Raw genomic sequence first — 24457 nt, forward strand, 5'->3', positions numbered from 1 at the left:
TTAAATGTGAAGTGTCGGATTATACCCCATTTCGCCCGGTCGGACGCGCGGCGGGCGGGTGTTGCCTTTCAGACGGCATCGCGGGTATTTTACGCAGGATTGCGGCGAACCAGTATAATCCGTGCCGTTTGAACCGACTGAAAGAAGATGGTATGAAGCAATTGAAACTTGCCGTTTCCGGCGCGCAGATTTTATTTGTGGCATTCGGCGCAATGGTGCTGGTCCCCCTGCTGACCGGTCTGAACCCGGCACTCGCGCTTTTAGGTGCAGGCGTGGGAACGCTGCTGTTCCAAATCACAACCAAACGCAAAGTGCCGATTTTTCTCGGTTCTTCGTTTGCCTTTATCGCACCGATTATCTACTCCGTCGGCGAATGGGGGCTGCCTTCCACTATGTTCGGGTTGTTTGCTGCGGGATTTATGTATTTTGTATTTGCCACACTCATCCGCCGGCGCGGACTGGCGGCGGTGCACAGGCTGCTGCCGCCGGTCGTCATCGGTCCGGTCATTATGGTCATCGGCTTGTCGGTCGCCTCGGCGGCAAGCAGTATGGCGATGGGGCAGTCAGGCGGAAAACAGGTCATCGACTATACCGATTCGCTGATTCTTTCCGGCTTTACCTTTGCCGTTACCGCCGCCGTTTCGGTTTTCGGCAACAAAATGATGAAGCTTATTCCGATTTTAATCGGTGTCGCATCGGGTTATGTATTGGCACTCTTGATGGGAATGGTGGACACGGCAAGCATTGCACACGCGCCTTGGTTTGCCGTCCCGCATTTTGAAACGCCGCAAGTCAACTGGCAGGCGGCACTGTTTATGCTTCCGGTCGCAATCGCCCCCGCCATCGAACACATCGGCGGCATTATGGCGATCGGCAATGTAACGGGGAAAGACTATACAAAAGACCCGGGCTTGGACAAAACCCTTGCCGGCGACGGCTTGGGCGTATGCGTTGCCGGCTTGATCGGCGGCCCGCCGGTTACGACCTACGGCGAAGTGACCGGCGCGGTGATGATTACCAAAAACAGCAACCCCGTCATTATGACTTGGGCGGCGGTTTTTGCCGTCTGCATGGCGTTTTTCGGCAAATTCAATGCGTTTTTGGCTTCCATCCCGATGCCTGTGATGGGCGGCATTATGCTGCTGCTGTTCGGCACGATTGCTTCTTTAGGCATCAAAACCCTGATTGATGCCAAAGTCGATTTGATGCTGCCGAAAAACCTGGTTATCGTCAGCTCGGTACTGACGACGGGCATCGGCGGTATGACGCTCAAACTGGGCGGTTTCAGCTTTGCCGGCGTGGGCTTGTGCGCCGTACTCGCCATTGTGTTGAACAGCCTGCTGCCCGATGCCTGCGAACCGGAGCGTTGATACGCAAATACCGATCCGATACCGCTGGAAAATTTACCCGTTAACCGGCTTCGTGCCGGCGGTTTGCGCGCGGTATCCGCATTGTGTCGGACAGCCTGCCGCCGGTACGCGAACAGCCTGCCGTAAACACGCAAATGCCGTCTGAACATCTTTCAGACGGCATTTTCCGTTTTATTTGAGATTTTGAATCAAAGAGCGGACAGTCCCGCCGTAATAAGAAGAAGACGTGCAATACACTGTTTCCAAAGCACATTGCCCCTGCACGCCATATTTTTTGATACATTGGTTGAGTGCGACCTGATGGACGCTCGTAAAACGCGGAGAAGTAATCACAACGGCGTTTTCAACGCTCATCGCACCCAAGGCTTTCGGGTATGCCAACGCGACACAGGTATTGTTCAGCGACACAACCGACCGGCATCCCGTCGCCTGATCGCCGCCTATGCCCGCAAGCGTATCCTGCCCTTTGCAAAAAGCCTCCAATTCGGCAAGTGCCTCGTTTTGCGTCGAATCTTCTTTTGTTGCCTTAATCTGCAAAACATCGTCCGTATTCTGCGGATTCTGCCAAACGGCGAGATAACCGTAAGTATCGGCAGCCTGTGCCGCCGCAGTCATCAGGCAGAGTACAGATACTGCCGCCATCCTTTTTATCATCACAAACTCCTGACGTTTCGTCCAAATTCTGCCGCATTATAAACAAAAAACAAGATAAATCCCTCCTTATCGGCTTATCCTCCCTGCAGATTGCACCGCCGGAGTGCGGCAAACCGGTTTCGGCAGCACAAATCCGCCTACTGCCGCCTTGCCGGCAAGCCGTTGTTTTCAGACGGCATTGCGGGCAACCTTTGCGGCGGGTGAAAAACCTTGTCCTATAATTTATCCCGCTTCAAAATCAGCATACGTTTGGAAATACAAAAATATCTTTCAATTTGTTGAAACCTGCAAACTCCCCGAAAATAGGGAAACGCCGCCCCGGTTTGAACTGAGCACCACATATTCCGATGCCCTTCCCCCGATACCTTCCGGCAAGCGCAAAAATACCCGGCAAAAATCCGAAACAACACAGCCGGCGGCAGACGAGTCCCCAAACCGCCCCCGCAAAGCATCCGCGTCGGAAAAACAAACCGCCCCCGGGGCTTAATTCTGAAGGGCGTATTGTTCGATAATGGTTTGGGTTATAATCCCCTATCGACTTTCCACGTCCGCGAGATACTTTGCCTATGGAAACCCCGCCCAACACCCCCCAACGCTCCCTGCGTCAAAACAGCATCTACCTGCTGCCCAACTCCTTTACCGTTGCCGCCCTGTTTTCTGCCTTTTACGCCATTACCCAATCGATGCACGGGCATTATGAAACCGCCGCCATCGCGGTATTCATCTCTATGCTGCTGGACGGTATGGACGGGCGCGTGGCGCGGCTGACCAACAGCCAAAGCGCGTTCGGGGAGCAGCTCGACAGCCTTGCCGATATGGTCAGCTTCGGTGTCGCCCCTGCGCTGATTGCCTACAAATGGCAACTTTGGCAATTCGGCAAAATCGGTTATTCCGTCGCCTTCATCTACTGCGCCTGCGCCGCCCTGCGCCTCGCCCTGTTCAACACGCTCATCGGCAAGGTGGACAAACGCTGGTTTATCGGCGTGCCCAGTCCGACTGCCGCCGCGCTGATTGCCGGGCTGATTTGGGTCAACCACAGCGTCGAAAAGTTCCCCGCCGTCCACTGGTGGGCATTGGGCATCACGCTGTTTGCCGGCCTGTCGATGATTGTCCAAATCCCTTTTTGGAGTTTTAAAGAAATCAACATCCGCAAACAAGTCCCCTTTGTCGGAATGCTGCTTGCCGTCTTGCTGCTGCTTTTGGTCACTTGGGAACCGTCGCTCGTCCTCTTCCTGTTCTTTCTCGGATACAGCCTGTCCGGCTACATTATGGCGGCACGCCGGTTTTGGAAAAAATACAGAAAGGCGGATTAAATGTGGCATTGGGAAATTATCCTGCTCCTGCTTTCCGTAGGCAGTGCGTCAGGTTTTATTGCCGGTCTGTTCGGTGTCGGAGGCGGCGCACTGATTGTTCCTGTCGTTTTATGGGTACTCGGTTACCAAGGATTGGCTCAACATCCCTATGCCCAACACCTCGCTATCGGCACATCCTTTGCCGTTATGGTCTTTACCGCCTTCTCCAGTATGTTGGGACAGCACAAAAAACAGGCAGTTGACTGGAAAACGGTATTCATGATGATACCGGGCATGATATTCGGCGTATTCTTGGGTTCGCTCTCCGCAAAATATATCCCCACATTCTGGCTTCAAATTTTCTTTATCCTGTTTTTTACAGCCGTCGCATTCAGAACATTGCATAGCGGTCATCAGACTGCATCGCATCCGCTGCCAAAACTGCCGGGACTGACTGCTGTTTCCACATTATTCGGCACAATGTCAAGCTGGGTCGGCATAGGGGGCGGCTCACTTTCTGTCCCTTTCTTAATCCGATGCGGATTTCCCACCCACAAAGCCATCGGTACATCATCCGGACTCTCCTGGCCAATTGCGCTGGCAGGTGCGATATCTTATCTTTTAAACGGTCTGAAAGTTGGAGGGCTGCCTGAAGGCTCGCTGGGCTTCCTTTATTTGCCCGCTGTCGCCGTCCTCAGTGCGGCAACCATTGCCTTTGCCCCGCTCGGTGTCAAAACCGCCCATCACCTTTCTTCTGCCAAACTTAAAAAATCCTTCGGCATTATGCTGCTTTTGATTGCCGGAAAAATGCTGTACAACCTGCTTTGAAACACACGAAAAACCCTTTTTACCGTTTGCACAAACACTTAATCAGGACAAGGCTTCCGGCCTCCCATTCCGGCAAAATGAAAAACAACCGTCCCGATTTTTGCAGAATATACGGAAAACAAAACAAATGCCGTCTGAAACCACATTCCGATAATCAGCAGGGCTTCAGACGGCATTCTGATAATTTCAATTACTCGGCTGCGGCAACGACGGCAACGGTAATTTTAGCAACGGCATCAGTATGCAAAGCAACTTCTACTTCATACTCGCCAACGGCTTTCAAAGGACCGTTTGGCAGGCGTACATTTGCTTTCACGGCTTCGATACCGGCAGCAACGATTGCAGCAGCAATGTCGGCATTGGTAACGGAACCGAACAGGCGGCCGTCCACACCGGCTTTTTGTGCAACGGTAACGGTTTGACCGTCCAATTTTTCCTGACGGGCTCGGGCATCTGCCAAAATTTCGGCCTGTTTGGCTTCCAGTTCTGCGCGGCGTGCTTCAAACTCTTTCATGTTCGCTTCAGTCGCACGTTTTGCCTTACCGGCAGGAATCAAGAAGTTGCGGGCGTAACCGTTTTTAACGGTTACGATGTCGCCCAAGTTGCCCAAACCGCCGATTTTTTCTAACAGAATAATTTGCATGATTCAAACTCCAAAATTATTTGTGTTGGTCGGTATAAGGCAGGAGTGCCAAAAAACGCGCGCGTTTTACGGCAACAGCCAATTGGCGTTGGTAGAATGCCTTCGTTCCTGTAATGCGGGCAGGAATGATTTTACCGTTTTCAGAGATAAAGTCTTTCAGCAAATCAACTTGTTTGTAATCGACTTCTTGGATTTTTTCAGCCGTGAAACGGCAGAATTTTCTACGTTTGAATGATTGACGAGCCATTGTCGTTTAACCTTTATATTCTTGAATATTTTGTATTCTGAGCATCGGCATCAGGGAACGTCTGCTTTTTTGAGCCAAAAAACCTTCGACGTATACATATACGCCCTGCCGATACTGCCACTCTTCCGCCTGCCTGCCTAAAATCCGCGCGGTGATCTCCAATTGGACAAGGCATTGCTGCCCGTTTTCCTCCCGCCATGATTCGTGCTTTAAAATAATATCTAAAACAGGGATTCCGGCAGGCGTATATCGAATAGGGAAAACTTTTTCAATCAACGCGGCAAGCGAAACAAGATTATTGAATCCCAATTATTGGGCAGCCGCTTCTTCAGACGCACCGCTCAACAGGTTCTTAGCCTTTTCACCACCCAACATAGGGGAGGCTTCGGTAACGGCGTGTTTGGTTTTGATGGTCAGATGACGCAATACCGCATCATTGAAACGGAACGCGGTTTCCAACTCCTCAACAACTTCCGGAGTGGTTTCAATGTTCATCAAAACGTAATGGGCTTTATGGATTTTGTTAATCGGGTAAGCCAGTTGGCGGCGGCCCCAGTCTTCCAAACGGTGGATTTTACCGTTTGCCTCGGCAATCATGGTTTTGTAACGTTCAACCATAGCGGGCACTTGCTCGCTTTGATCAGGATGAACGATAAACACGATCTCGTAATGACGCATGTTATCTCCTTATGGATGGTAAAAACAGCCTTCTGCCATGCGAAAGCAGAAGGCAAGGTTCAAAGAACGGGCATTATATTGGGGTTTGCCGACAGAATCAAGGATTTGGCGCGAAAAACTTGCATTCCGCCGAAAATTTCGGTTTCAGACGGCATTCAAATGTTTTGGCTGCCCAGCCAGCGTTCCGCGTCCAAAGCCGCCTGACAGCCGGAAGCCGCGCTGGTAATCGCCTGACGGTAGGTATGGTCTTTTACGTCGCCCGCCGCCCATACGCCTTCGATATTGGTTGCACCGACATTGTCCGCCGTACCGCCTTTGGTTTTCAGGTAGCCGGCTTCGTCCATTTCCAACTGCCCTTTGAAAATATCGGTATTCGGCTTGTGCCCGATGGCGATAAAGATGCCGCTGACGGCAATTTGTTGCTCAGAACCGTCGTTGTTTTTTAATAATGCGCCGTTTACGCCCCGATCGTCGCCCAGTACTTCTTGCAGGTTGCTTTCCAGCTTGAGGATGATTTTGCCCTCTTCCACGCGTTTCATCAGTTTGTCGATCATGATTTTTTCGGCGCGGAACTCGCTGCGGCGGTGAATCAGCGTAACGGTTTTGGCGATATTGGCAAGGTAGAGTGCCTCCTCAACTGCCGTATTGCCGCCGCCGACTACGGCAACATCTTGGTTTTTGTAGAAGAAACCGTCGCAGGTGGCGCAGGCGGAAACACCTTTCCCCGCAAACGCTTCCTCACTCGGCAAACCGAGGTATTTGGCGGACGCGCCGGTGGCGACAATCAGGGCATCGCAAGTGTACTCGCCCATATCGCCTTTGAGTGCGAACGGGCGTTTTTGCAGATCGACGGCGTTGATTTGGTCAAAAATGATTTCCGTTCCGAAACGTTCGGCGTGGGCGAGAAACCGCGCCATCAGCTCCGGCCCTTGCACGCCGTCGGCATCGGCAGGCCAGTTGTCCACCTCGGTGGTGGTCATCAGTTGCCCGCCTTGCGCGATACCTGTAATAATGACGGGGTTTAAATTGGCGCGCGCGGCATAGACGGCGGCGGTGTATCCGGCGGGGCCGGAACCCAAAATAATCAGTTTGCGGTGTTGGGACATCGTTTTTCCTTTGCTGTGTCAAGTTTTCGGATTCTACTCGAATTATCGGCGCGTTTGAGAAATTTCGACCATACGGGCGTTCAGACGGCATCCCGCAACCTTGACTACCGTCTGAACATCAAAGCAGGAATCAAACTTATGCAACAAAAAATCCGTTTCCAAATCGAAGGCATGACCTGTCAGGCCTGCGCTTCGCGTATTGAAAAAGTGTTGAACAAAAAAGATTTTGTCGAATCGGCGGGAGTGAACTTCGCCAGCGAGGAAGCGCAGGTTACGTTTGACGACAGCAAAACGTCGGTAGCTGACATTGCCAAAATCATTGAGAAAACCGGTTACGGCGCGAAGGAAAAAACGGAAGATACATTGCCGCAAGCTGAAGCAGAACACCATATCGGCTGGAGATTGTGGCTTTTGTTTGCCATCAATATCCCCTTTCTTATCGGTATGGCGGGGATGATGATTGGCAGATACGATTGGATGATTCCGCCTGTATGGCAGTTTGTACTGGCAAGCATAGTGCAGCTTTGGCTGGCAGTACCGTTTTACAAAAGCGCGTGGGCGAGCATTAAGGGCGGGCTGGCGAATATGGACGTGCTGGTTACCATCGGCACGGTGTCGATTTACCTGTATTCCGTTTATATGCTGTTTTTCAGCCCGCACGCGGCGCACGGTATGGCGCATGTGTATTTTGAAGTGGGCGTGATGGTGATCGGTTTTGTGTCACTGGGTAAATTTTTGGAACACCGCACCAAAAAATCCAGCCTGAACAGCTTGGGTTTGCTGCTCAAACTCACACCAACCCAAGTCAACGTGCAACGCGATGGCGAATGGAAACAAGTGCCCATCGACCAAGTGCAAATCGGCGACCTTATCCGCGCCAACCACGGCGAACGCATTGCCGCCGACGGCATTATCGAAAGCGGCAGCGGTTGGGCGGACGAGAGCCATCTTACCGGCGAATCCAACCCCGAAGAGAAAAAGGCGGGCGGCAAAGTGTTGGCGGGCGCGCTGATGACCGAAGGCAGCGTGGTGTACCGTGCCACCCAGCTCGGCAGCCAAACCCTGCTCGGCGACATGATGAACGCGCTCTCCGAAGCGCAAGGCAGCAAAGCACCGATTGCGCGCGTGGCCGATAAAGCGGCGGCGGTGTTTGTGCCGACTGTCGTGGGCATTGCGCTGTTGACCTTTATTGCCACTTGGCTGATTAAAGGCGATTGGACGCTCGCATTGATGCACGCCGTTGCCGTTTTGGTGATTGCCTGCCCGTGCGCGCTGGGTCTGGCAACCCCTGCCGCGATTATGGTCGGTATGGGCAAAGCGGTTAAACACGGTATTTGGTTTAAAGATGCGGCGGCAATGGAGGAAGCCGCCCACGTCGATGCCGTCGTGTTGGACAAAACCGGTACGCTGACCGAAGGCAGGCCGCAGGTTGCCGCCGTTTATTGCGTTCCCGACAGCGGCTTTGACGAAGACGCTTTGTACCGCATCGCCGCCGTCGTCGAACAAAACGCCGCCCACCCGCTCGCCCGAGCCATCGTCTCCGCCGCCCAAGCGCGCGGTTTGGACATTCCTGCCGCACAAAACGCTCAAACCGTTGTCGGCGCAGGCATTACCGCCGAAGTGGAAGGCGTGGGTTTGGTGAAAGCGGGCAAACTTGATTTTGCCGAATTGACCTTGCCGAAGTTTTCAGACGGCGTTTGGGACGTTGCAAGTATTGTTGCAGTCTCAGTTGACAATAAACCTATCGGCGCATTCGCACTTGCCGACGCATTGAAAGCCGATACCGCCGAAGCCATAGGCCGTCTGAAAAAACACAATATCGATGTCTATATGATGAGCGGCGATAACCAAGGCACGGTCGAGTACGTCGCCAAACAACTGGGCATCGCACACGCCTTCGGCAACATGAGTCCGCGCGACAAAGCCGTCGAAGTACAGAAACTCAAAGCCGCCGGTAAAACCGTGGCGATGGTCGGCGACGGCATCAACGACGCGCCTGCGCTCGCCGCCGCCAACGTCAGCTTTGCGATGAAAGGCGGCGCGGACGTTGCCGAACACACCGCGTCCGCCACGCTGATGCAGCATTCGGTCAACCAACTCGCCGATGCGCTGTCGGTATCGCGGGCGACTTTGAAAAATATCAAGCAAAACCTGTTTTTCGCCTTCTTCTACAATATTTTGGGCATTCCGCTTGCCGCGCTCGGTTTTTTAAACCCTGTTATCGCAGGCGCAGCAATGGCGGCAAGCTCGGTTTCGGTATTGGGTAATGCCTTGCGCCTGAAACGGGTAAAAATCGATTGACCGCATATAACTCGCCCGACAGCTTTTCCGAACGGATAAGGCTGCCGCCGCCGATATGCCGTCTGAAGCCGTTTTTCAAATGATTGATATGAATACAGAAAACCGTTCTTTGGAACAATTCGACATCCCGCTCTTCCTCAAAAACCTGCCCAAGCTGCCGGGCGTGTACCGTTTTTTTGACGAAGGCGGCAAAGTCTTATACGTCGGCAAAGCGGTCAACCTCAAGCGGCGCGTGTCCGGCTATTTCCAAAAAAACGACCATTCGCCGCGCATTGCATTGATGGTGAAACAGGTTCGCCACATCGAAACCACCATCACGCGTTCCGAAGCCGAAGCCCTGATTCTCGAAAACAACTTCATCAAAGCCTTGTCGCCGAAATACAATATCCTTTTCCGCGATGACAAAAGCTATCCTTATCTGATGCTCAGCGGCCATCAATATCCGCAAATGGCGTATTACCGCGGCACGCTGAAAAAGCCCAACCAATACTTCGGCCCGTATCCCAACAGCAACGCCGTGCGCGACAGCATCCAAGTCCTGCAAAAAGTCTTTATGCTGCGTACCTGCGAAGACAGCGTGTTCGAACACCGCGACCGCCCTTGCCTGCTGTACCAAATCAAACGCTGCACCGCACCCTGCGTCGGACATATCAGCGAAGAAGACTACCGCGACAGCGTGCGTGAAGCCGCCACTTTCCTCAACGGTAAAACCGACGAACTGACGCGTACCCTGCAACACAAAATGCAGACCGCCGCCGCGAATCTGCAATTTGAAGAAGCCGCCCGCTACCGCGACCAAATCCAAGCACTCGGCATCATGCAGAGCAACCAGTTCATCGACAGCAAAAACCCGAACAACCCCAACGATATCGACCTGCTCGCACTTGCCGTTTCAGACGGCCTCGTTTGCGTACACTGGGTCAGCATCCGCGGCGGACGGCACGTCGGCGACAAAAGCTTCTTCCCCGACACCAAAAACGATCCCGAGCCAAACGGACAAGATTACGCCGAAGCCTTCGTTGCCCAACACTATCTGGGCAAAAGCAAACCCGACATCATCATCAGCAACTTCCCCGTCCCCGACGCATTGAAAGAAGCCTTAGAGGGCGAACACGGCAAGCAGATGCAGTTTGTCACCAAGACCATAGGCGAACGCAAGGTCTGGCTGAAGATGGCGGAACAAAATGCGCAAATGGCGATTGCACAACGCCGCCTGCAACAAAGCAACCGGCAACACCGCATCGACGAGTTGGCAAAAATCCTGAACATGAATTCAGACGACCTCAACCGCCTCGAATGCTTCGACATCAGCCACACGCAAGGCGAAGCCACGATTGCGTCCTGCGTCGTATACGACGAGCAAAACATCCAGCCTTCGCAATACCGCCGCTACAACATCACAACCGCCAAACCCGGCGACGACTACGCCGCCATGCGCGAAGTGTTGACGCGCCGTTACGGCAAAATGCAGGAAGCCGAAGCCAACGGCGAGACCGTCAAATGGCCCGATGTCGTGTTGATTGACGGCGGCAAAGGACAAATCGGCGTAGCCGTATCGGTATGGGAAGAACTCGGGCTGCACATTCCTTTGGTCGGTATTGCCAAAGGCCCCGAACGCAAAGCCGGTATGGAAGAACTCATACTGCCTTTTACCGGCGAAGTCTTCCGCCTGCCGCCCAATAGCCCGGCCTTGCATTTATTGCAAACCGTGCGCGACGAATCCCACCGCTTCGCCATCACGGGGCATCGCAAAAAACGCGACAAAGCACGCGTTACCTCGTCCCTCAGCGACATCCCCGGTATCGGCAGCAAACGCCGCCAAGCATTGCTTACCCGCTTCGGCGGCCTGCGCGGCGTGATTGCCGCCGGAAAAGAAGATTTGGAACAAGTGGAAGGCATCAGCAAGGCATTGGCGGAAACCATTTACAATCATCTGCATTAGTGTGCCGCCAAAGCAAAAACCGCCTGTAAAAATATGATACAGCAGGCCGGCGTGCCGATATAAACCTAACTTCATAACGAATAACGATGATTCGACAAAACGGAAAACGATCTGATATGAGCAATCCCGACTTATCCTATCGGCAGGCCTTAGACTGCCTTTCTCAAAAACAATATAACTTTACCGAAGTCCGCCGACTGCTGACAGAAGCGGCCTCGGCAGGTCATCCCGCCGCCGCATTCGAGTTGGCAAAACACCTGATGGATGCGGACGGCCCCTACCAAGACCGCGAACAAGGTATGGAAATGCTCCGCATCGCCGCCGAACAGGGGCATCCCTACGCGCGTTACAATCTGGCATATATCCAAGAATTGGAAGGCGCGCCCCCTGAAACCCTGATATCGCTTTACAGGCCTCCGGCAGAAGCAGGAGTGCCCGAAGCGCAAGTCCGCCTGATGTACCTGCTGTACGCGTCCCGGCATTTTGAAGAAGCACTCGAATGGGCAAAAACGACCGCAAAAAACAACAATCCCCACGGGCAATACCTGCTCGCCCAATACTGCCGGTACGGCACACCGCCGGATTTTGAAACGGCGCACCTGCTCTACCGCAAAGCGGCGGCACAAGGCTTGGCGGCGGCACACTGGCAGCTCGGACTGCAATACCGTTTCGGACAAGGGACGCAAACCGACACGGCACAGGCCGTCAATCATTTGCGCGCCGCCGCACAACAAGGATACATTCCCGCCTGCACCCCGCTTGCCGAACTCATCCTGCCTACCGCCCCCGATGAGGCCGTTTACCGGTTCCAACAGGCGGCACAGGAAAACGACCCCGATGCCCATGCCGCACTGGCCGACATCTACCTGCAAGGCAAGTATCTGGAAAGAAACCACGAACTTGCCCTACATCATGCCGAAGCAGCCGCCACCGAACGCCATCCCGAAGGTTTGCGGATACTGGGCGACATCTGCCGCTACGGTTTGGGTATAGCCCCCGATACGGAAAAAGCCCGGCATTATTACCGGCAGGCAGCCGAAGCAGGCAGCCTTGCCGCGTATCAGAAACTCATATCCGACAGCGCGTTAAACCATCCCGACCAATACGGCGGCATCAAAGATTCCGCCATCAGGCGGCAAAGGGCAGAACGGCTTTATCAAAAAGCCCAAGCCCTGCATTACGGATTACAATGCGCGCCCGAATACGCAGCCGCGCTCAAACTCTACACAGAAGCCGCAGAACTCGGACACAGCAAAGCCCAAACCAATCTGGGCAGTATGTACTACTTCGGACAGGGCATAGCCGCCGACTACAACAAAGCACGCAAATGGTTTGAACAAGCCGCCGCGCAAAAAGACAGTATGGCGTTCTACAACCTCGCCTGCATCCATTACAGCGGACACGGTGTCGGGCCGGATAAAGAAAAAGCCTGCCGCTACCTGCAAGAAGCCATAAACAACGGATACGGGCAAAAAAGCGTCCTGCAAGAACTGCTGCAACAATGGCAAAATGCCGTCTGAACAGCGTTACACCTACCCTGCTGAAACGAAACAGGTATAATCGCCCCTTTCCCTTCCCGCCGTCCGAACAGGCAGCCCGCATTCAGACGGCATCCTGATTGCACAAGCGCACGAAAGCATTATGACAGACACCGCCGAAAACCAAACACCAAACGACCGTCAAGCCGGACACCCCCGCAGTATCCGCAGCTTCGTCCTCCGCCAAAGCCATATGACCGCCGCGCAGCAACGCGCCATCGATACCTTATGGGACAGCTTCGGCATCGGCTACCAAGCAACACCGGCCGATCTTGATGCCAATTTCGGAAGCAACCGACCCAAAATCCTCGAAATAGGCTTCGGTATGGGGACGGCAACCGCAGAAATCGCCCGCAGGCTGCCCGAAACCGACTTTCTCGCCATCGACGTACACGGCCCCGGCGTAGGCAACCTGCTCAAACTCATCAACGAAAACCATTTGGAAAATATCCGCGTGATGCGGCACGATGCCGTAGAAGTTGTCGAAAATATGCTGCAAGACGGCTCGCTCGACGGCATCCACATATTCTTCCCCGACCCGTGGCACAAAAAACGCCACCACAAACGCCGTCTGATACAAGCCCCCTTCATCGCCAAACTACTGCCCAAACTCAAAACCGGCGGCTATATCCACCTGGCGACAGACTGGGAAGAATATGCACAGCAGATGCTTGAAGTCCTCAGCGGCTTCGACAGCCTGCAAAATACGGCGGCAGACTACGCCCCCACACCGGACTACCGCCCCGAAACCAAATTCGAAGCGCGCGGCAAACGCCTCGGACACGGCGTTTGGGACTTGGTATTCAAACGGATCGGATAACAAACCGCCGTTTGAAAATGCCGTCTGAAGCACATTTGCTTACAGACGGCATTTTTTCAAAATATAGCCGTCATCACCTGCGTAAATGCCGCTTTGTTCGGGAACAGTAGTATTTCATTATTGTTACTTAATTACTGCTCTTTGTGTTTCTGCTCTCTTTTGCCTACGACGTATTTCAGATAAACGTATTAATCCTTTATCATTCATACATTGTTCTACTAATACTGAACCACCATTTTTCATATATTTGTCAGAACATTCTTTCCACGCAGCATCTGCTTTGGCTTGACTAACATGGCTGCCTCTTGCCCAGTCATCATGAGGAATGCCGCCACTCATTCCATATTCAAGCCCATAGCATCCAGATAGTATGCAGCTAGTAAACAATGTAATAGTGATTACTTTCATTTTTTTACTCCTTGTTCTTTATATTTATCAGAAATATTTGGAATACCTGTTACTTCGCTAATTCCTTTATAAATACCATCATAATGTGGAATTATTCAACCATTTATCATATACTGCTCCTAAAATTTCTGTAAAACCACTCCAACCAAGTACTTCTGGCTCATGCAAAGCAGCGAGTGATATTTCGATACAAGTTTTAAAACAATGGTTTGAACGGCAAAACACCTGCGTACCGCACGCATCCTTGTAGGTTTTATGCACATCGGTTTTAAAGTTTGTGCCACTCGCAGATAGTGGCACGCGTTTGGCGGAGATGCGGGCTACCGCTTGCTAATTATTCATCGTTACCAAAAGAAGACTTAGGTATACATTCAGGCATAGTTAACAAAACAACTAAACTTCTATTTACTGGAAAATAAAATGACTTATTTAAAAATAATAATAACTAGTATAGTTTTATACATTTTATTATTACAAATTAATCTCAAAATGTTAGAAAAAAGAATTGATTTCTTAGTAGAAAATATAGATAAATATTACCAGCAATATGGGTCTTACCCAAATAATTTTGATTTTATATCAACTAAAACTGATTTTACCACTGAATCATATTGTGATTTTTGGGATAAAAATATTGCAGGATATGGTAATTGTTACTTCGTAAAGAATGATAAAGACTATACTATTTTAGTCATGGGTTTCTCATCGAAAATACTATTTTCATCTCACAATAAAATAAAAGAATTCAATTCAAATAAATATGATTAAATTCAACAAGCAAGCCGTAACACGCATGAAATCTTTAGTTTTCCGTATGTCGGATGCTTGAATCCGACATTACTTTAATCGTATTCAATAGAAAAGTCCGCATTGCCGCCACCCCAATGATGCGGATAAATACCCTATTTGACATAACGGTGAAACGTAGAAAACCGCCAATCGGAAATTTGTCCTACATAGCCATGTTTGACCGGATTGAAATGCAGATAATCAAAATGGTAGGCAAAATCAGCCTCATCGCGGATAGTATGTTCCCAAAAGCGTTTTTGCCAAAGTCTGAGATTGCCGCCGATTAAATATTGGTAAAAAGGGAAAGCCTACAAGTTTAAAATTTAAATTTCCAGCTAAATAAGGTTTTACTATGAATAAAGAAACAGCAGAAGAAATACAATGCGGATTTGAATATTTGACCTTTGATGATCTTACTCCGATATCTTTTGCACCGCTAGGGCGCGAACCGCAAACATGGCAATGGCAATTTGCAGTTGAATTTATATATCGGCTATTAGTATGTGAATTGGCTATTTTATGGCCTTTTACATTTGATAAAAAACAAGAGATATTCCTGTTTTGCCAGGAATTTGCAAAACAAAATCCTTTTGGTACGGAAAATAATGAATTATGGTATTCTGGGGAAATTACATTAACAAAAAAAGGTTTGGATTTAGTTAAATTTTATATTCCCGAACTATTCGAATGCGAAGATTTGCCATTTGAGCTTAATCATTCGTTCATTCTAGCTCTAGAATCTATTTTCCTAGATTATGAAGTTCCATGGGAGGAAAATAATCCATTAATACCTATAAGAATATTAGATAATAAATAAATTACGTAGGTAGGCTCAAAATTTCTTCGGAGACAATTAAGAAGCAAGCTATAGCCCATATGAAATCTAAACTCAACAAGTAAGCCGTAGCCAGCATGAAATCTTTAGTTTTCCGTAGGTCAGATTCTCGAATCCGACATTTTGGGCATTGCTGCAATGGATTGCAACGACGGGAATATTAAAGGTTTTGCTGGATACAAGTATCCGACCCACGCTTGCTAGGATTGTTTAGGGAGCAATTTAATACCGGCTACTTCCAATCTTTCCTCCGGTCGCCCTACCATAAAATCCCAACCATCTGGCATTTTACTCTTCAATCCTGCTCCCGATTTAGCATCTAAGTATCCAGCCTCTTCCAGAGTAATACGTGCTACTTTCCAATTTTTCTGAAGTGCTGTAGCTAATTCTTCATCAGAATAATCTTTTTGTTTAATCAATTTATCTAACTCATCAATCATATAAGAGCAGGGAACTACATGCTCGAGACGACATCGATCTGTAGTAGCTGCTGCTTTTTCTGACTCCCCCAAAAACACAAAAGAATCTTCTTTGTGCAACATATGTTCAAAAATTCTTGAATTGTACCCAAGACGAATTTGATTGGTTTCATTTTGAAATTCAATTAAGTTTCTGAAATGTTTAATTAATAACAAACAAGTTTGAAAGACAACTTCTTGAGTCCGTTTTTCTAGATTTTCCATTACATAATCCTTTCTAAAATTTCAAATATTAAAATCATCACTCCGCCCCAAACAACATGCTTTCCTTAATATTCCGTATCCTATCCCTCAACACTGCAGCCTCTTCAAACTGCAAATCCCTAGCCGCCTGCTGCATGGCTTTTTCCAGTTTGGCGATTTCTTTAATCGCGTCTTCTTCGTTGTGGATTTCGCCGACTTTAACCTTGTTTTTGCCTTGTCTACGACCTTTGCCGCTGTCTTCTTCGTGGTACACGCCGTCGATGATGTCTTTGACCTGTTTTTTAATCTGCTGCGGCACGATGCCGTGTTCTTCGTTGAATTTCATCTGTTTTTCGCGGCGGCGTTCGGTTTCGTCGATGGCGGCTTTCATGGAGTCGGTGATTTTGTCGGCGTACAGGATGGCGACGCCGTTCACGTTGCGTGCGGCGCGGCCTATGGTTTGAATCAGGCTGCGGTGGGAGCGTAGGAAGCCTTCTTTGTCGGCATCAAGGATGGCGACGAGGGAGACTTCGGGGATGTCCAAGCCTTCGCGCAAGAGGTTGATGCCGACGAGTACGTCAAACAGGCCGAGCCGTAAATCTCTAATAATTTCAACGCGCTCTACGGTGTCGATATCGCTGTGCAGGTAGCGAACCTTGATGCCGAGTTCGCTGTAATAGTCGGTGAGTTGCTCTGCCATGCGTTTGGTGAGGGTGGTAACGAGGACGCGTTCGCCTTTTTGGATACGGTCGTTGATTTCGCTCATTAAATCGTCGACTTGGGTGACGACGGGACGGATGATGATTTTGGGATCGACCAGCCCTGTGGGGCGGACGACTTGTTCGACCACTTGTCCGGCGTGTTCTTCTTCGTATTTGGCGGGAGTGGCGGAAACGAAGACAGTTTGCGGCATGACTTTTTCAAATTCGTGGAATTTGAGCGGGCGGTTGTCGCGGGCGGAAGGGAGGCGGAAGCCGTAATCGACGAGGTTTTGTTTGCGCGATGCGTCGCCTTTGTACATGCCGCCGATTTGGGTGACGGTAACGTGGCTTTCGTCGATAAACATGATGGCGTTGTCGGGCAGGTAGTCCATCAGCGTGGGCGGCGGTTCGCCTTCTTTTTTGCCGGAGAAGTGGCGGGAGTAGTTTTCGATGCCTTTGCAGAAGCCCATTTCGTAAAGCATTTCGAGGTCGAAACGGGTGCGTTGTTCGATGCGTTGTTGCTCAACAGGGCGTTGTTCGCGGGTGAAAAACTCGATGCGTTCGCGCAATTCTTCTTTGATGGATTCGCAGGCGCGCAAGACGGTGTCGCGCGGGGTAACGTAGTGGCTGGACGGGAAGACGGTGTAGCGGCCGACGCGTTGGATAAGGCTGCCTGAAAGCGGGTCGAACATATCGAGGCGGTCGATTTCGTCGTCGAACAGGCTGATACGCAAGGCGTTTTCGGAGCTTTCGGCGGGGTACACGTCAATCACGTCGCCGCGCACGCGGAAGCTGCCACGTTTGAAGTCCAAATCGCCGCGTTCGTACTGCATGGAAACGAGCGTGGCGATGATGTCGCGCTGCTCGATGGTGTCGCCTTCTTTGACGGACAACACCATTTGTTGATACTCGGTCGGGTCGCCGATACCGTAAATGGCGGACACGGTGGCGACGATAATCACGTCGTTGCGCGTCATCAGGTTTTTGGTGGCAGAAAGGCGCATCTGTTCGATGTGTTCGTTGATCGCGCTGTCTTTTTCGATGAACAGGTCGCGGCTGGGCACATAGGCTTCGGGCTGGTAATAGTCGTAGTAGGAGACGAAATATTCCACCGCGTTTTCGGGGAAAAACTCACGCATTTCGGCATAGAGCTGGGCGGCAAGGGTTTTGTTGTGCGCCATGATGATGGCGGGGCGGCCGCTTCGGGCGATGACGTTCGCCATCGTGTAGGTTTTGCCCGAACCGGTTACGCCGAGCAGGGTTTGATAGGCAAGGCCGTCTGAAAGCCCTTCGAGCAGGCCGGCAATGGCGGTGGGCTGGTCGCCTGCGGGCGGGAAAGGTTGGTGGAGTTTGAAGGGGGAATCGGGGTATCGGATGACTTCCATAATCTTGCCTGTGATACGTTTGCGGACAAAGCGTGTAGTAGGGATGGGTCGGAAACGTCTTTCAGACGGCATGGAATAAAAGACACTCCCGACCGTATGCCATCTGAACTCAACCGCAATCCCAAGTGAATGCCGTTTTGGAGAAATCGCATTTTTCCAAATCTTCGGGCGCGATAAAGAAATTGCCGATGCCCATATCGCCCCACATGATGTCTATTCCTTCGTTCTCATCATATTGGCTTTCCAATTGGAACAGCAGTTCATAGCCTTCCAAACTGCCGTCGCGCGGATCGTATTGGGCAAAGCAGGGATAACCGCCAATACAGTGTCCCGCCTGATTGGAGGCTTCCCGATAGTTCTCGTAAAGCCGCCAATCGTTGTTACCCGTATCCGTAACCCTTTCGAGAATCAGCTTGCGCATTTCCGGAAAAGTCCGATCGAAACGGTAATCGTCGAAAGACAGATATTGCGTCTCCGGTTCGGAAAAAACCATGCGGAATTCTTCCTCTGCACCAAACGGCAGACCGACTCCGAAATCCCCAAAATCGGAATATACCGGAACATCCGAACGCAAACCTTCCTGCCGCACTTCCCGATGGTACAAAACACGGAATCCCTTTTGGGCGCGCAAGTCGTCGAAATCCATGCCCGACAAATCGTCGTAACCGTCGACAAAGAACTGGACGATGCCTTCGGTCGGATAGTCCGGCAGATGCGGCATTTGGGCAAAGTTGATTTGCGCCAACAAGGAAAGCGGTTGTCCTTGGGCGTTTTGGGGATATTCCATACCCTCCGGCAGATAAGGTCTGCCGCCGACCTTGCTGTCCCACAGTTCTACTGTCTCTTTCTTCAAAGAAAAACGCACGACGGGTTTTGCCGTGGCTGCTATTTTCTCTGCAAACGGTTCAAATTCCGGTAAAAAATCAGTCATAACCTGTCCTCTCAAACATAATATGCCGTCTGAAACCCTTTCAGACGGCATCGTCAAAACCTACTTCTTATCTTTTTTGTCTTTATTTGAAACCGGCTTTTTCGCCGCCAGCCCCAAAGACTTCTGCCACTGTTCGGGCGACTTGACCAAATCCAAAGCCTTCCGCAACTGCTCGTCTTTGGCAGGATTGGGAATCCGCCTTGAAGACAAATCCTCGTCCTTTTTCTTTTTGCCTTTTTCTTTTGCAGCGGGCTTATCCGCATCTTTTTCAAGCGGCACGGCAAGGGTTTCACTGTTCACATCCTCGCCGCCCAATGGATTGCCGATGTGTCCGACCAAATCCGCCTCGCGGCTTTCAAAAATGCGTTCCTTATCCTTCACCTCGACATCCGGAACAATCCCCTGCGCCTGAATGGAACGATCGTTCGGCGTATAATACAGTGCCGTTGTCAGCTTGACCGCGCTGCCGTTGGACAAGGGAATCAAAGTCTGAACCGAACCCTTGCCGAAGCTCTGCGTACCGACGATGACCGCGCGTTTATGGTCCTGCAATGCACCTGCGACAATCTCCGACGCGGAAGCCGAACCCGAATTAATCAGAACCGTCATCGGTATGGTTTTCAACTCGGCAGGAATGCCCGCCAAAGGATCGCCGCCCATACCGTACACATAATCCTCGGGAACGGCTTTCAGTACCATGCCGTCTTTGCCGTCGCGTCCTTTGGTGCTGACGACGACCGCTTCAGACGGCAGAAACGCCGCCGACACGCCGACCGCGCCGGTCAAAAGCCCGCCGGGGTCGTCGCGCAAATCCAACACCAGCCCTTTGAGCGGCTTCCCTTTATTTTCCTTGACCAGTGCTTTTGCCGCCGCGTTCACAGCTTCAACCGTCCGCTCTTGGAACTGGGAGACGCGGATATAGCCGTAATCCGGCTCGAGCAGATGATGGCGGACGCTTTTCACTTTAATGATGGCACGCGTCAGATTGACAACGACCGGCTTGTCGGCATTTTTACGCGACAGCGTCAAAGTAATCTTCGTCCCCGGCTTGCCCCGCATTTTCTTCACCGCTTCGCTGACCGTCATCCCCCGCGTCGAAACATTATCGATTTTCACAATGAAATCGCCGCTTTTCACCCCCGCCCGTTCCGCAGGCGTATCCTCAATCGGCGAAACCACTTTGACAAAACCGTCTTCCTGCCCGATTTCCATCCCCAAGCCGCCAAATTCGCCGCTGGTCGATTCCTTCATTTCCGCATAACCTTTTTTATCCATATATTCGGAATGCGGGTCCAAACCGGCCACCATACCCTTCATCGCACCTTCAAACAAATCGGCATCGGGTTTGTCCTGATAGTAGTTTGCCTTAATCTGACCGTAAACCTCCGCCATCGTGCGGATGGATTGGACCGGCAGGACTTCGTTATCCCGCCCGTCCTTATCGGCGGCAAAACCCTGCACCGCCAGACTGACGGCCACGCCGCTGATTGCGCCCAGGGTATAAAGTGCGATTTTCTTAAAAACAGGTTTCGACATTCTTCTTTAACTTTCTCTCTTGATTTCCCGAAAACGGAAACACAGCCATTGAAAACGTATTGAAAACGGCAGGGTTTGCAACGGGATGCGCCGCGCCGGACAATCCGCGCAAAACCTGCCTTTTTATTTTCCCGATCAACGTATCCAGCTCGAAGGGTTCAACACCCGGCCTTGATAACGTATTTGCAGGTAAAGCCCTTCTTCACCGTCCGGCAGCGACCCGCTCGTGCCGATTTTGCTTCCCGCAGAGACCGGCTGCCCCTTGATGGCGGAAATTTCGCCCAAACCGGCATAAATACTGATGTAGTTATCGCCGTGATCGACCACGACCACCTTGCCGTAGCCGTCCAATTCGTCCGCATAACTCACCGTTCCTGCCGCAATGCTTTCAACCGGTGCCGGTGCAGTGGAATAGAATACGCCTTTCCAAACATCGCCGCCGCTCCGGCTCTGCCCGAACAAGCCCGTCGGCACGCCGTCAACCGGTTTTTTCAAGCGTCCCTGCATACGGCTGAAACTGTCGGCGCTGCCGATACCCGTCGCCGGAGGGGCTTGGATGCTCCTGTCTTCGGCGGTCAGGTTGGACATTGCCCCGCGCCGCGCCGCCTCTTGCCCGGCTTTTTCGGCCGCCGCCAGTCTGGCTTCCGCCGCCTTTCTTTTGGCTTCGGCATCCCGGATGCGGCGTTCGGCTTTTTTCTGCTCCAAACTGCTCAAAAGATGGTTCAGTTGCCGCTCGTTTTCTTTCTGCTCCATCATCTTTTTGGCATCTTTGGCGATTTTGGCGTTTTGCCTGCGGCTCTCGGCCTGTTCCGCCGCATCGCTCACACCTTGTTTTTTCAGGAGTGATTGGACGTTTGCCTGAATCTTTTTCAAATACGCCAACTCGTTGTTGATTTTCTGCTCTTGCGCCGCCAAAGCCTTCTGCTGTTTTTCCAAATCTTTGACGACTTTGCGATTTGAATCGTTCACATAACGCGTATAACGCAAAAAGCGGTTTTTCTGACCCGGTTCGGCGTTTTTCAGGAACAGGGCGACCGCATTGGGCTGGCTGTTCTTATAACTGCCCGACACGAAGCGGGAAATCTGCGCCTCCGCGCCGGCAACTTCCGTTTTCAAACGGTTCAAATCGGCATTGAGTTTTTGAAACTTGTCCCAAGCCTCGCGCTGTTTGCGGTTGACGGAAGCCAGGCTGCCGCGCGCCCGGCGGATGCGTTCCTGACGGATGCGTTCCTCCTGAAGCTGTTCGAGCGAGGTGCTGACGCGGATTAGCAGCCCCTCGCCCTGTTTGAGCAGGGTTTTTTTGTTTTCGACATCGTTGGTGGCAGCGGAAACGGCGGCTTTCAATTCGTCGGAATCGGTTAGGGTTTGCCTGCCCGCCTGCCTTTTGTCTTGTTTTGCCGCTTTTCCGTCCTTGCCGGTACGGCTTTTCCCGTCCCTGTCTGCAGCACCGGTATCTTTATCGGCGGCTTTACTGCCTTTTCCCGCATTTTCGCCGTCCCTGCGCGTATTGTCCCGCCCTTTCGTCCTTTTTTTGCCGGACGGGTCTTTGGGCTGCGTTTTGACGTTTTTTCCGGCGGGTTCGGACACCGGTTTTCCGCGCACCTTTTTACGTTCTGCCGCCGCCCCTTTTTCCGCCGCTTTCCGGCTTCCGGCGGATTTTCCTGCTTCAGCGTTGTTTTTTGACGGCTTTTCGTCATCCGCCCTTTTGGCTTTCGCGGCGGCATTTTTGCCTTTGTCCTGTTTGCCGCCGGCGGCTTTAAGCTGTTCCTTTTTATTTTTCGCCTGTTTTTTTACTTCGGCGGAACGGTTGTGCGCCGTGTCGCCGGCGGCAACGGCGGGGGCTGAAAAGACAAGCATCAGGGCGAGCAGGAGGGGTTTGTATTGCATGGTTCGGCTTTCGGAAAAAAGTTGGATAATGCTGAAGGCCGCGCGGAAGCGGCCGGACGTTTGGATTATACTGTCAGTTATGCCGTCTGAAAATGCCGTTTGCCCAATCTTGCCGCTTCTTTGCGCGGACGCTTGCAATCGGCACGAACAGCCTTATATTGCCCCGAGCGTCATTTTAATAACCTGATAGCCTCATGAACAAACTCTTCCTTTTGCCGGCCGTTTTTTTATTGGCAGCCTGCGGCGATAATGAAACCGATAAAATCGGACGGGCAAGTACCGTTTTCAATATGCTGGGAAAAAACGACCGTATCGAAGTGGAGGGATTCGACGATCCCGACGTCCGAGGCATTGCCTGTTATATTTCGTATGCAAAAAAAGGCGGCTTGAAGGAAACGGTCAATTTGGAAGAGGACGCGTCCGACGCATCGGTTTCGTGCGTTCAGACGGCATCTTCGATTTCTTTTGACGAAACCGCCGTACGCAAACCGAAAGAAGTTTTCAAGCGCGGCACGAGCTTCGCGTTCAAGAGCCGGCAGATTGTCCGTTATTACGACCCAAAACGCAAAGCCTTCGCTTATTTGGTTTACAGCGATAAAATCGTCCAAGGTTCTCCGAAAAATTCCTTAAGCGCGGTTTCCTGTTTCGGCGGCAGCCTGCAAACCGATATGCCCCAAGCAGGCATTTCCGGCAAAACGATTGCCGGCGTCTGCATTATTTCCAACCCGATAGAAAATCCCGACAAACGCTGATATGTTTCGACACACAGGACGACACATAAAGCGTCACCCTATGTGTCGTCCTGATTCGGAAGGGGTTACACCCCTCCCAAATAAAGTCTGATTCTACCGCCCCGAAGGACAGATGTCCGAGTGGCGGGGCTTCAACCGAAAAGGAAATACGATGAACCTTTCCAATCATTTCCTCATCGCCATGCCCGGTATGGAAGATACTTTTTTCAAACAATCCGTCGTCTATGTCTGCAGGCATGACGAAGACGGTGCCGTAGGCATCGCCATCAACAAACCTTCCCCGATTACGATGGACATGATTTTCTCCGCCACGGGCAAGAACATCCCCCTCCGAATGCGGCACGACAGCGTGATGATGGGCGGCCCGGTGCAGGTCGAGCGCGGTTACGTCGTCCACACGCCGGTCGGGAACTGGCAGCACAGCATCGCGGTTTCAGACGGCATCGCGCTAACTTCCTCCCGCGACGTGATTGAAAATATGTCCCGCGAGGGCGCGGTCGATAAGGCATTAATCAGCATCGGACATTCAAACTGGGGCAAAGGGCAGCTCGAACGCGAACTTGCCGACAATGCGTGGCTGACCGTTCCCGCCGACGAACATATCCTGTTCGACATCCCCTACGAACACCGTTACGCCGCCGCCTTTGCCAAACTCGGCATCGACCCCCTGGCTTTACACGGAAAGGCGGGACATGCATAAAGCCCCAAAAGGAACGGCATTGGCGTTCGACTTCGGCGAAGCGCGCATCGGTGTGGCGCAAGGCGATGCGGAATTAGGGCTATCCCATCCTTTGAGCACCGTTACCGGCAGCAGCAACGATGAAAAGTTCGCGGCAATCGCCAAGCTGGTTCAAGAATGGCAGCCGCGTTATTTTGTCGTCGGACTGCCTGTCCATACCGACGGCACAGAACATGAAATGACGCATCTGTCCCGCAAGTTCGGACGCAGGCTGCACGGCAGGTTCGGGCTTCCCGTTTATTGGGTGGACGAACGCCTCTCGTCCGTCTATGCGGAAAGCCTGCTTTCGGAAGCGCGGGTTTTCGGCAAAAAAAGGAAATCCGTTCTCGACCAAGCAGCGGCGCAAGCCATCCTGCAAAGTTTTTTCGAGGGCGGCGCGGCGGAATATTTCAACGGACGGGACGGTTAGGCGG

General features: G+C 51.8%; 26 protein-coding genes and 1 pseudogene. 12 read left to right on the plus strand and 15 right to left on the minus strand.

What is annotated here, in order from left to right; genetic code table 11:
- Positions 1-152 precede the first annotated feature (152 nt).
- A complete protein-coding gene (locus tag FGL10_RS03635) occupies positions 153-1370 on the plus strand; it encodes a uracil-xanthine permease family protein (protein WP_003710090.1) in 1218 nt (405 codons plus the stop codon).
- Positions 1371-1410: 40 nt separating this feature from the next.
- On the opposite strand, the gene FGL10_RS12760 is transcribed toward FGL10_RS03635, so the two are convergent.
- Positions 1411-1533: a hypothetical protein gene (locus FGL10_RS12760; RefSeq protein WP_003710092.1), complete on the minus strand. Its 123-nt coding sequence runs from the start codon at positions 1531-1533 to the stop codon at positions 1411-1413.
- A gap of 8 nt (positions 1534-1541) precedes the next feature.
- A complete protein-coding gene (locus FGL10_RS03640; protein ID WP_003710095.1) occupies positions 1542-2024 on the minus strand; it encodes a DUF4189 domain-containing protein in 483 nt (160 codons plus the stop codon).
- Positions 2025-2590: 566 nt separating this feature from the next.
- On the opposite strand from FGL10_RS03640, the gene pssA reads away from it, so the two are divergent.
- Positions 2591-3337, plus strand: coding sequence for a CDP-diacylglycerol--serine O-phosphatidyltransferase (gene pssA / locus FGL10_RS03650; protein ID WP_003710098.1), 747 nt, complete (start codon positions 2591-2593; stop codon positions 3335-3337).
- The gene (locus FGL10_RS03655) at positions 3338-4144 is read left to right on the plus strand and encodes a sulfite exporter TauE/SafE family protein (protein ID WP_003710100.1); all 807 of its coding nucleotides are present in this window, start codon (positions 3338-3340) and stop codon (positions 4142-4144) included. It begins immediately after the preceding gene.
- Between the two features lie 38 nt (positions 4145-4182).
- Here the strand turns inward: FGL10_RS03655 and FGL10_RS03660 are convergent, their stop codons facing one another.
- The 6 genes from FGL10_RS03660 to trxB all read right to left on the minus strand — a co-directional run bounded on the left by FGL10_RS03660 (position 4183) and on the right by trxB (position 6818).
- The gene (locus tag FGL10_RS03660; protein ID WP_003710101.1) at positions 4183-4320 is read right to left on the minus strand and encodes a hypothetical protein; all 138 of its coding nucleotides are present in this window, start codon (positions 4318-4320) and stop codon (positions 4183-4185) included.
- Positions 4321-4334: 14 nt separating this feature from the next.
- The gene (gene rplI, locus FGL10_RS03665; RefSeq protein WP_003710103.1) at positions 4335-4787 is read right to left on the minus strand and encodes a 50S ribosomal protein L9; all 453 of its coding nucleotides are present in this window, start codon (positions 4785-4787) and stop codon (positions 4335-4337) included.
- A 16-nt stretch (positions 4788-4803) separates the two neighbouring features.
- Positions 4804-5034 (minus strand): 30S ribosomal protein S18, encoded by a 231-nt coding sequence (gene rpsR, locus FGL10_RS03670; protein ID WP_002213306.1) that lies wholly within the window; start codon positions 5032-5034, stop codon positions 4804-4806.
- 6 nt (positions 5035-5040) lie between these two features.
- Complete coding sequence (gene priB / locus FGL10_RS03675) at positions 5041-5343, minus strand: primosomal replication protein N (RefSeq protein WP_003710104.1); 303 nt, start codon at positions 5341-5343, stop codon at positions 5041-5043.
- Positions 5344-5712, minus strand: coding sequence for a 30S ribosomal protein S6 (rpsF, locus tag FGL10_RS03680; RefSeq protein ID WP_002223699.1), 369 nt, complete (start codon positions 5710-5712; stop codon positions 5344-5346).
- A 155-nt stretch (positions 5713-5867) separates the two neighbouring features.
- Positions 5868-6818 (minus strand): thioredoxin-disulfide reductase, encoded by a 951-nt coding sequence (gene trxB, locus FGL10_RS03685; RefSeq protein ID WP_003710105.1) that lies wholly within the window; start codon positions 6816-6818, stop codon positions 5868-5870.
- A gap of 138 nt (positions 6819-6956) precedes the next feature.
- On the opposite strand from trxB, the gene FGL10_RS03690 reads away from it, so the two are divergent.
- The 4 genes from FGL10_RS03690 to trmB all read left to right on the plus strand — a co-directional run bounded on the left by FGL10_RS03690 (position 6957) and on the right by trmB (position 13419).
- Positions 6957-9119: a heavy metal translocating P-type ATPase gene (locus FGL10_RS03690; protein WP_036470046.1), complete on the plus strand. Its 2163-nt coding sequence runs from the start codon at positions 6957-6959 to the stop codon at positions 9117-9119.
- A gap of 55 nt (positions 9120-9174) precedes the next feature.
- Positions 9175-11061 (plus strand): excinuclease ABC subunit UvrC, encoded by a 1887-nt coding sequence (gene uvrC / locus FGL10_RS03695; protein ID WP_036475081.1) that lies wholly within the window; start codon positions 9175-9177, stop codon positions 11059-11061.
- A gap of 116 nt (positions 11062-11177) precedes the next feature.
- On the plus strand, positions 11178-12581 hold the full coding sequence (locus FGL10_RS03700; protein ID WP_003710109.1) for a tetratricopeptide repeat protein: 1404 nt from the start codon (positions 11178-11180) through the stop codon (positions 12579-12581).
- Positions 12582-12702: 121 nt separating this feature from the next.
- On the plus strand, positions 12703-13419 hold the full coding sequence (gene trmB, locus FGL10_RS03705; protein WP_003710110.1) for a tRNA (guanosine(46)-N7)-methyltransferase TrmB: 717 nt from the start codon (positions 12703-12705) through the stop codon (positions 13417-13419).
- Between the two features lie 123 nt (positions 13420-13542).
- On the opposite strand, the gene FGL10_RS03710 is transcribed toward trmB, so the two are convergent.
- Positions 13543-13827 (minus strand): hypothetical protein, encoded by a 285-nt coding sequence (locus tag FGL10_RS03710; protein WP_003713620.1) that lies wholly within the window; start codon positions 13825-13827, stop codon positions 13543-13545.
- A gap of 420 nt (positions 13828-14247) precedes the next feature.
- Here FGL10_RS03710 and FGL10_RS03715 point away from each other — a divergent pair, with 420 nt between their 5' ends.
- The gene (locus FGL10_RS03715) at positions 14248-14595 is read left to right on the plus strand and encodes a hypothetical protein (RefSeq protein WP_003710113.1); all 348 of its coding nucleotides are present in this window, start codon (positions 14248-14250) and stop codon (positions 14593-14595) included.
- A gap of 134 nt (positions 14596-14729) precedes the next feature.
- Here FGL10_RS03715 and FGL10_RS12470 read toward each other — a convergent pair.
- A pseudogene (locus FGL10_RS12470) lies at positions 14730-14909 on the minus strand (REP-associated tyrosine transposase); the annotation flags it as partial.
- A 59-nt stretch (positions 14910-14968) separates the two neighbouring features.
- Here FGL10_RS12470 and FGL10_RS03725 point away from each other — a divergent pair.
- Positions 14969-15433, plus strand: coding sequence for a hypothetical protein (locus FGL10_RS03725; RefSeq protein WP_003710115.1), 465 nt, complete (start codon positions 14969-14971; stop codon positions 15431-15433).
- 218 nt (positions 15434-15651) lie between these two features.
- On the opposite strand, the gene FGL10_RS03730 is transcribed toward FGL10_RS03725, so the two are convergent.
- The 5 genes from FGL10_RS03730 to FGL10_RS03750 form a co-directional block, all read right to left on the minus strand.
- Entirely contained in the window at positions 15652-16134 is a 483-nt protein-coding gene (locus FGL10_RS03730; protein ID WP_003710116.1) for a hypothetical protein, read from the minus strand.
- 37 nt (positions 16135-16171) lie between these two features.
- On the minus strand, positions 16172-18199 hold the full coding sequence (gene uvrB, locus FGL10_RS03735) for an excinuclease ABC subunit UvrB (RefSeq protein ID WP_003710117.1): 2028 nt from the start codon (positions 18197-18199) through the stop codon (positions 16172-16174).
- Positions 18200-18308: 109 nt separating this feature from the next.
- Positions 18309-19130: a YwqG family protein gene (locus FGL10_RS03740; RefSeq protein ID WP_003710118.1), complete on the minus strand. Its 822-nt coding sequence runs from the start codon at positions 19128-19130 to the stop codon at positions 18309-18311.
- A gap of 60 nt (positions 19131-19190) precedes the next feature.
- Positions 19191-20666, minus strand: a complete 1476-nt coding sequence (locus FGL10_RS03745; protein WP_003710119.1) for a S41 family peptidase — start codon at positions 20664-20666, stop codon at positions 19191-19193.
- A gap of 135 nt (positions 20667-20801) precedes the next feature.
- Complete coding sequence (locus tag FGL10_RS03750; protein WP_036470057.1) at positions 20802-22553, minus strand: murein hydrolase activator EnvC family protein; 1752 nt, start codon at positions 22551-22553, stop codon at positions 20802-20804.
- Between the two features lie 194 nt (positions 22554-22747).
- Here FGL10_RS03750 and FGL10_RS03755 point away from each other — a divergent pair, with 194 nt between their 5' ends.
- From FGL10_RS03755 to ruvX, 3 genes are all read left to right on the plus strand, one after another.
- Positions 22748-23305, plus strand: coding sequence for a CreA family protein (locus FGL10_RS03755; RefSeq protein WP_003710122.1), 558 nt, complete (start codon positions 22748-22750; stop codon positions 23303-23305).
- 151 nt (positions 23306-23456) lie between these two features.
- Positions 23457-24005, plus strand: coding sequence for a YqgE/AlgH family protein (locus tag FGL10_RS03765; RefSeq protein WP_013449020.1), 549 nt, complete (start codon positions 23457-23459; stop codon positions 24003-24005).
- Entirely contained in the window at positions 23998-24453 is a 456-nt protein-coding gene (gene ruvX / locus FGL10_RS03770; RefSeq protein WP_003710124.1) for a Holliday junction resolvase RuvX, read from the plus strand. The genes FGL10_RS03765 and ruvX overlap by 8 nt, the downstream gene beginning before the upstream one ends.
- The last annotated feature ends 4 nt before the right edge of the window (positions 24454-24457 follow it).

It is taken from the genome of Neisseria lactamica (assembly GCF_901482445.1).
Classification (GTDB): domain Bacteria; phylum Pseudomonadota; class Gammaproteobacteria; order Burkholderiales; family Neisseriaceae; genus Neisseria; species Neisseria lactamica.

Coding starts and splice junctions, on each gene's coding strand:
- FGL10_RS03635 (WP_003710090.1), top strand. CDS start 153: ATGAAGCAATTGAAACTTGCCGTTTCCGGCGCGCAGATTTTATTTGTG.
- FGL10_RS12760 (WP_003710092.1), bottom strand. CDS start 1,533: ATGCCGTCTGAAAGATGTTCAGACGGCATTTGCGTGTTTACGGCAGGC.
- FGL10_RS03640 (WP_003710095.1), bottom strand. CDS start 2,024: ATGATAAAAAGGATGGCGGCAGTATCTGTACTCTGCCTGATGACTGCG.
- pssA (WP_003710098.1), top strand. CDS start 2,591: ATGGAAACCCCGCCCAACACCCCCCAACGCTCCCTGCGTCAAAACAGC.
- FGL10_RS03655 (WP_003710100.1), top strand. CDS start 3,338: ATGTGGCATTGGGAAATTATCCTGCTCCTGCTTTCCGTAGGCAGTGCG.
- FGL10_RS03660 (WP_003710101.1), bottom strand. CDS start 4,320: ATGCCGTCTGAAGCCCTGCTGATTATCGGAATGTGGTTTCAGACGGCA.
- rplI (WP_003710103.1), bottom strand. CDS start 4,787: ATGCAAATTATTCTGTTAGAAAAAATCGGCGGTTTGGGCAACTTGGGC.
- rpsR (WP_002213306.1), bottom strand. CDS start 5,034: ATGGCTCGTCAATCATTCAAACGTAGAAAATTCTGCCGTTTCACGGCT.
- rpsF (WP_002223699.1), bottom strand. CDS start 5,712: ATGCGTCATTACGAGATCGTGTTTATCGTTCATCCTGATCAAAGCGAG.
- trxB (WP_003710105.1), bottom strand. CDS start 6,818: ATGTCCCAACACCGCAAACTGATTATTTTGGGTTCCGGCCCCGCCGGA.
- FGL10_RS03690 (WP_036470046.1), top strand. CDS start 6,957: ATGCAACAAAAAATCCGTTTCCAAATCGAAGGCATGACCTGTCAGGCC.
- uvrC (WP_036475081.1), top strand. CDS start 9,175: ATGCCGTCTGAAGCCGTTTTTCAAATGATTGATATGAATACAGAAAAC.
- FGL10_RS03700 (WP_003710109.1), top strand. CDS start 11,178: ATGAGCAATCCCGACTTATCCTATCGGCAGGCCTTAGACTGCCTTTCT.
- trmB (WP_003710110.1), top strand. CDS start 12,703: ATGACAGACACCGCCGAAAACCAAACACCAAACGACCGTCAAGCCGGA.
- FGL10_RS03710 (WP_003713620.1), bottom strand. CDS start 13,827: ATGAAAGTAATCACTATTACATTGTTTACTAGCTGCATACTATCTGGA.
- FGL10_RS03715 (WP_003710113.1), top strand. CDS start 14,248: ATGACTTATTTAAAAATAATAATAACTAGTATAGTTTTATACATTTTA.
- FGL10_RS03725 (WP_003710115.1), top strand. CDS start 14,969: ATGAATAAAGAAACAGCAGAAGAAATACAATGCGGATTTGAATATTTG.
- FGL10_RS03730 (WP_003710116.1), bottom strand. CDS start 16,134: ATGGAAAATCTAGAAAAACGGACTCAAGAAGTTGTCTTTCAAACTTGT.
- uvrB (WP_003710117.1), bottom strand. CDS start 18,199: ATGGAAGTCATCCGATACCCCGATTCCCCCTTCAAACTCCACCAACCT.
- FGL10_RS03740 (WP_003710118.1), bottom strand. CDS start 19,130: ATGACTGATTTTTTACCGGAATTTGAACCGTTTGCAGAGAAAATAGCA.
- FGL10_RS03745 (WP_003710119.1), bottom strand. CDS start 20,666: ATGTCGAAACCTGTTTTTAAGAAAATCGCACTTTATACCCTGGGCGCA.
- FGL10_RS03750 (WP_036470057.1), bottom strand. CDS start 22,553: ATGCAATACAAACCCCTCCTGCTCGCCCTGATGCTTGTCTTTTCAGCC.
- FGL10_RS03755 (WP_003710122.1), top strand. CDS start 22,748: ATGAACAAACTCTTCCTTTTGCCGGCCGTTTTTTTATTGGCAGCCTGC.
- FGL10_RS03765 (WP_013449020.1), top strand. CDS start 23,457: ATGAACCTTTCCAATCATTTCCTCATCGCCATGCCCGGTATGGAAGAT.
- ruvX (WP_003710124.1), top strand. CDS start 23,998: ATGCATAAAGCCCCAAAAGGAACGGCATTGGCGTTCGACTTCGGCGAA.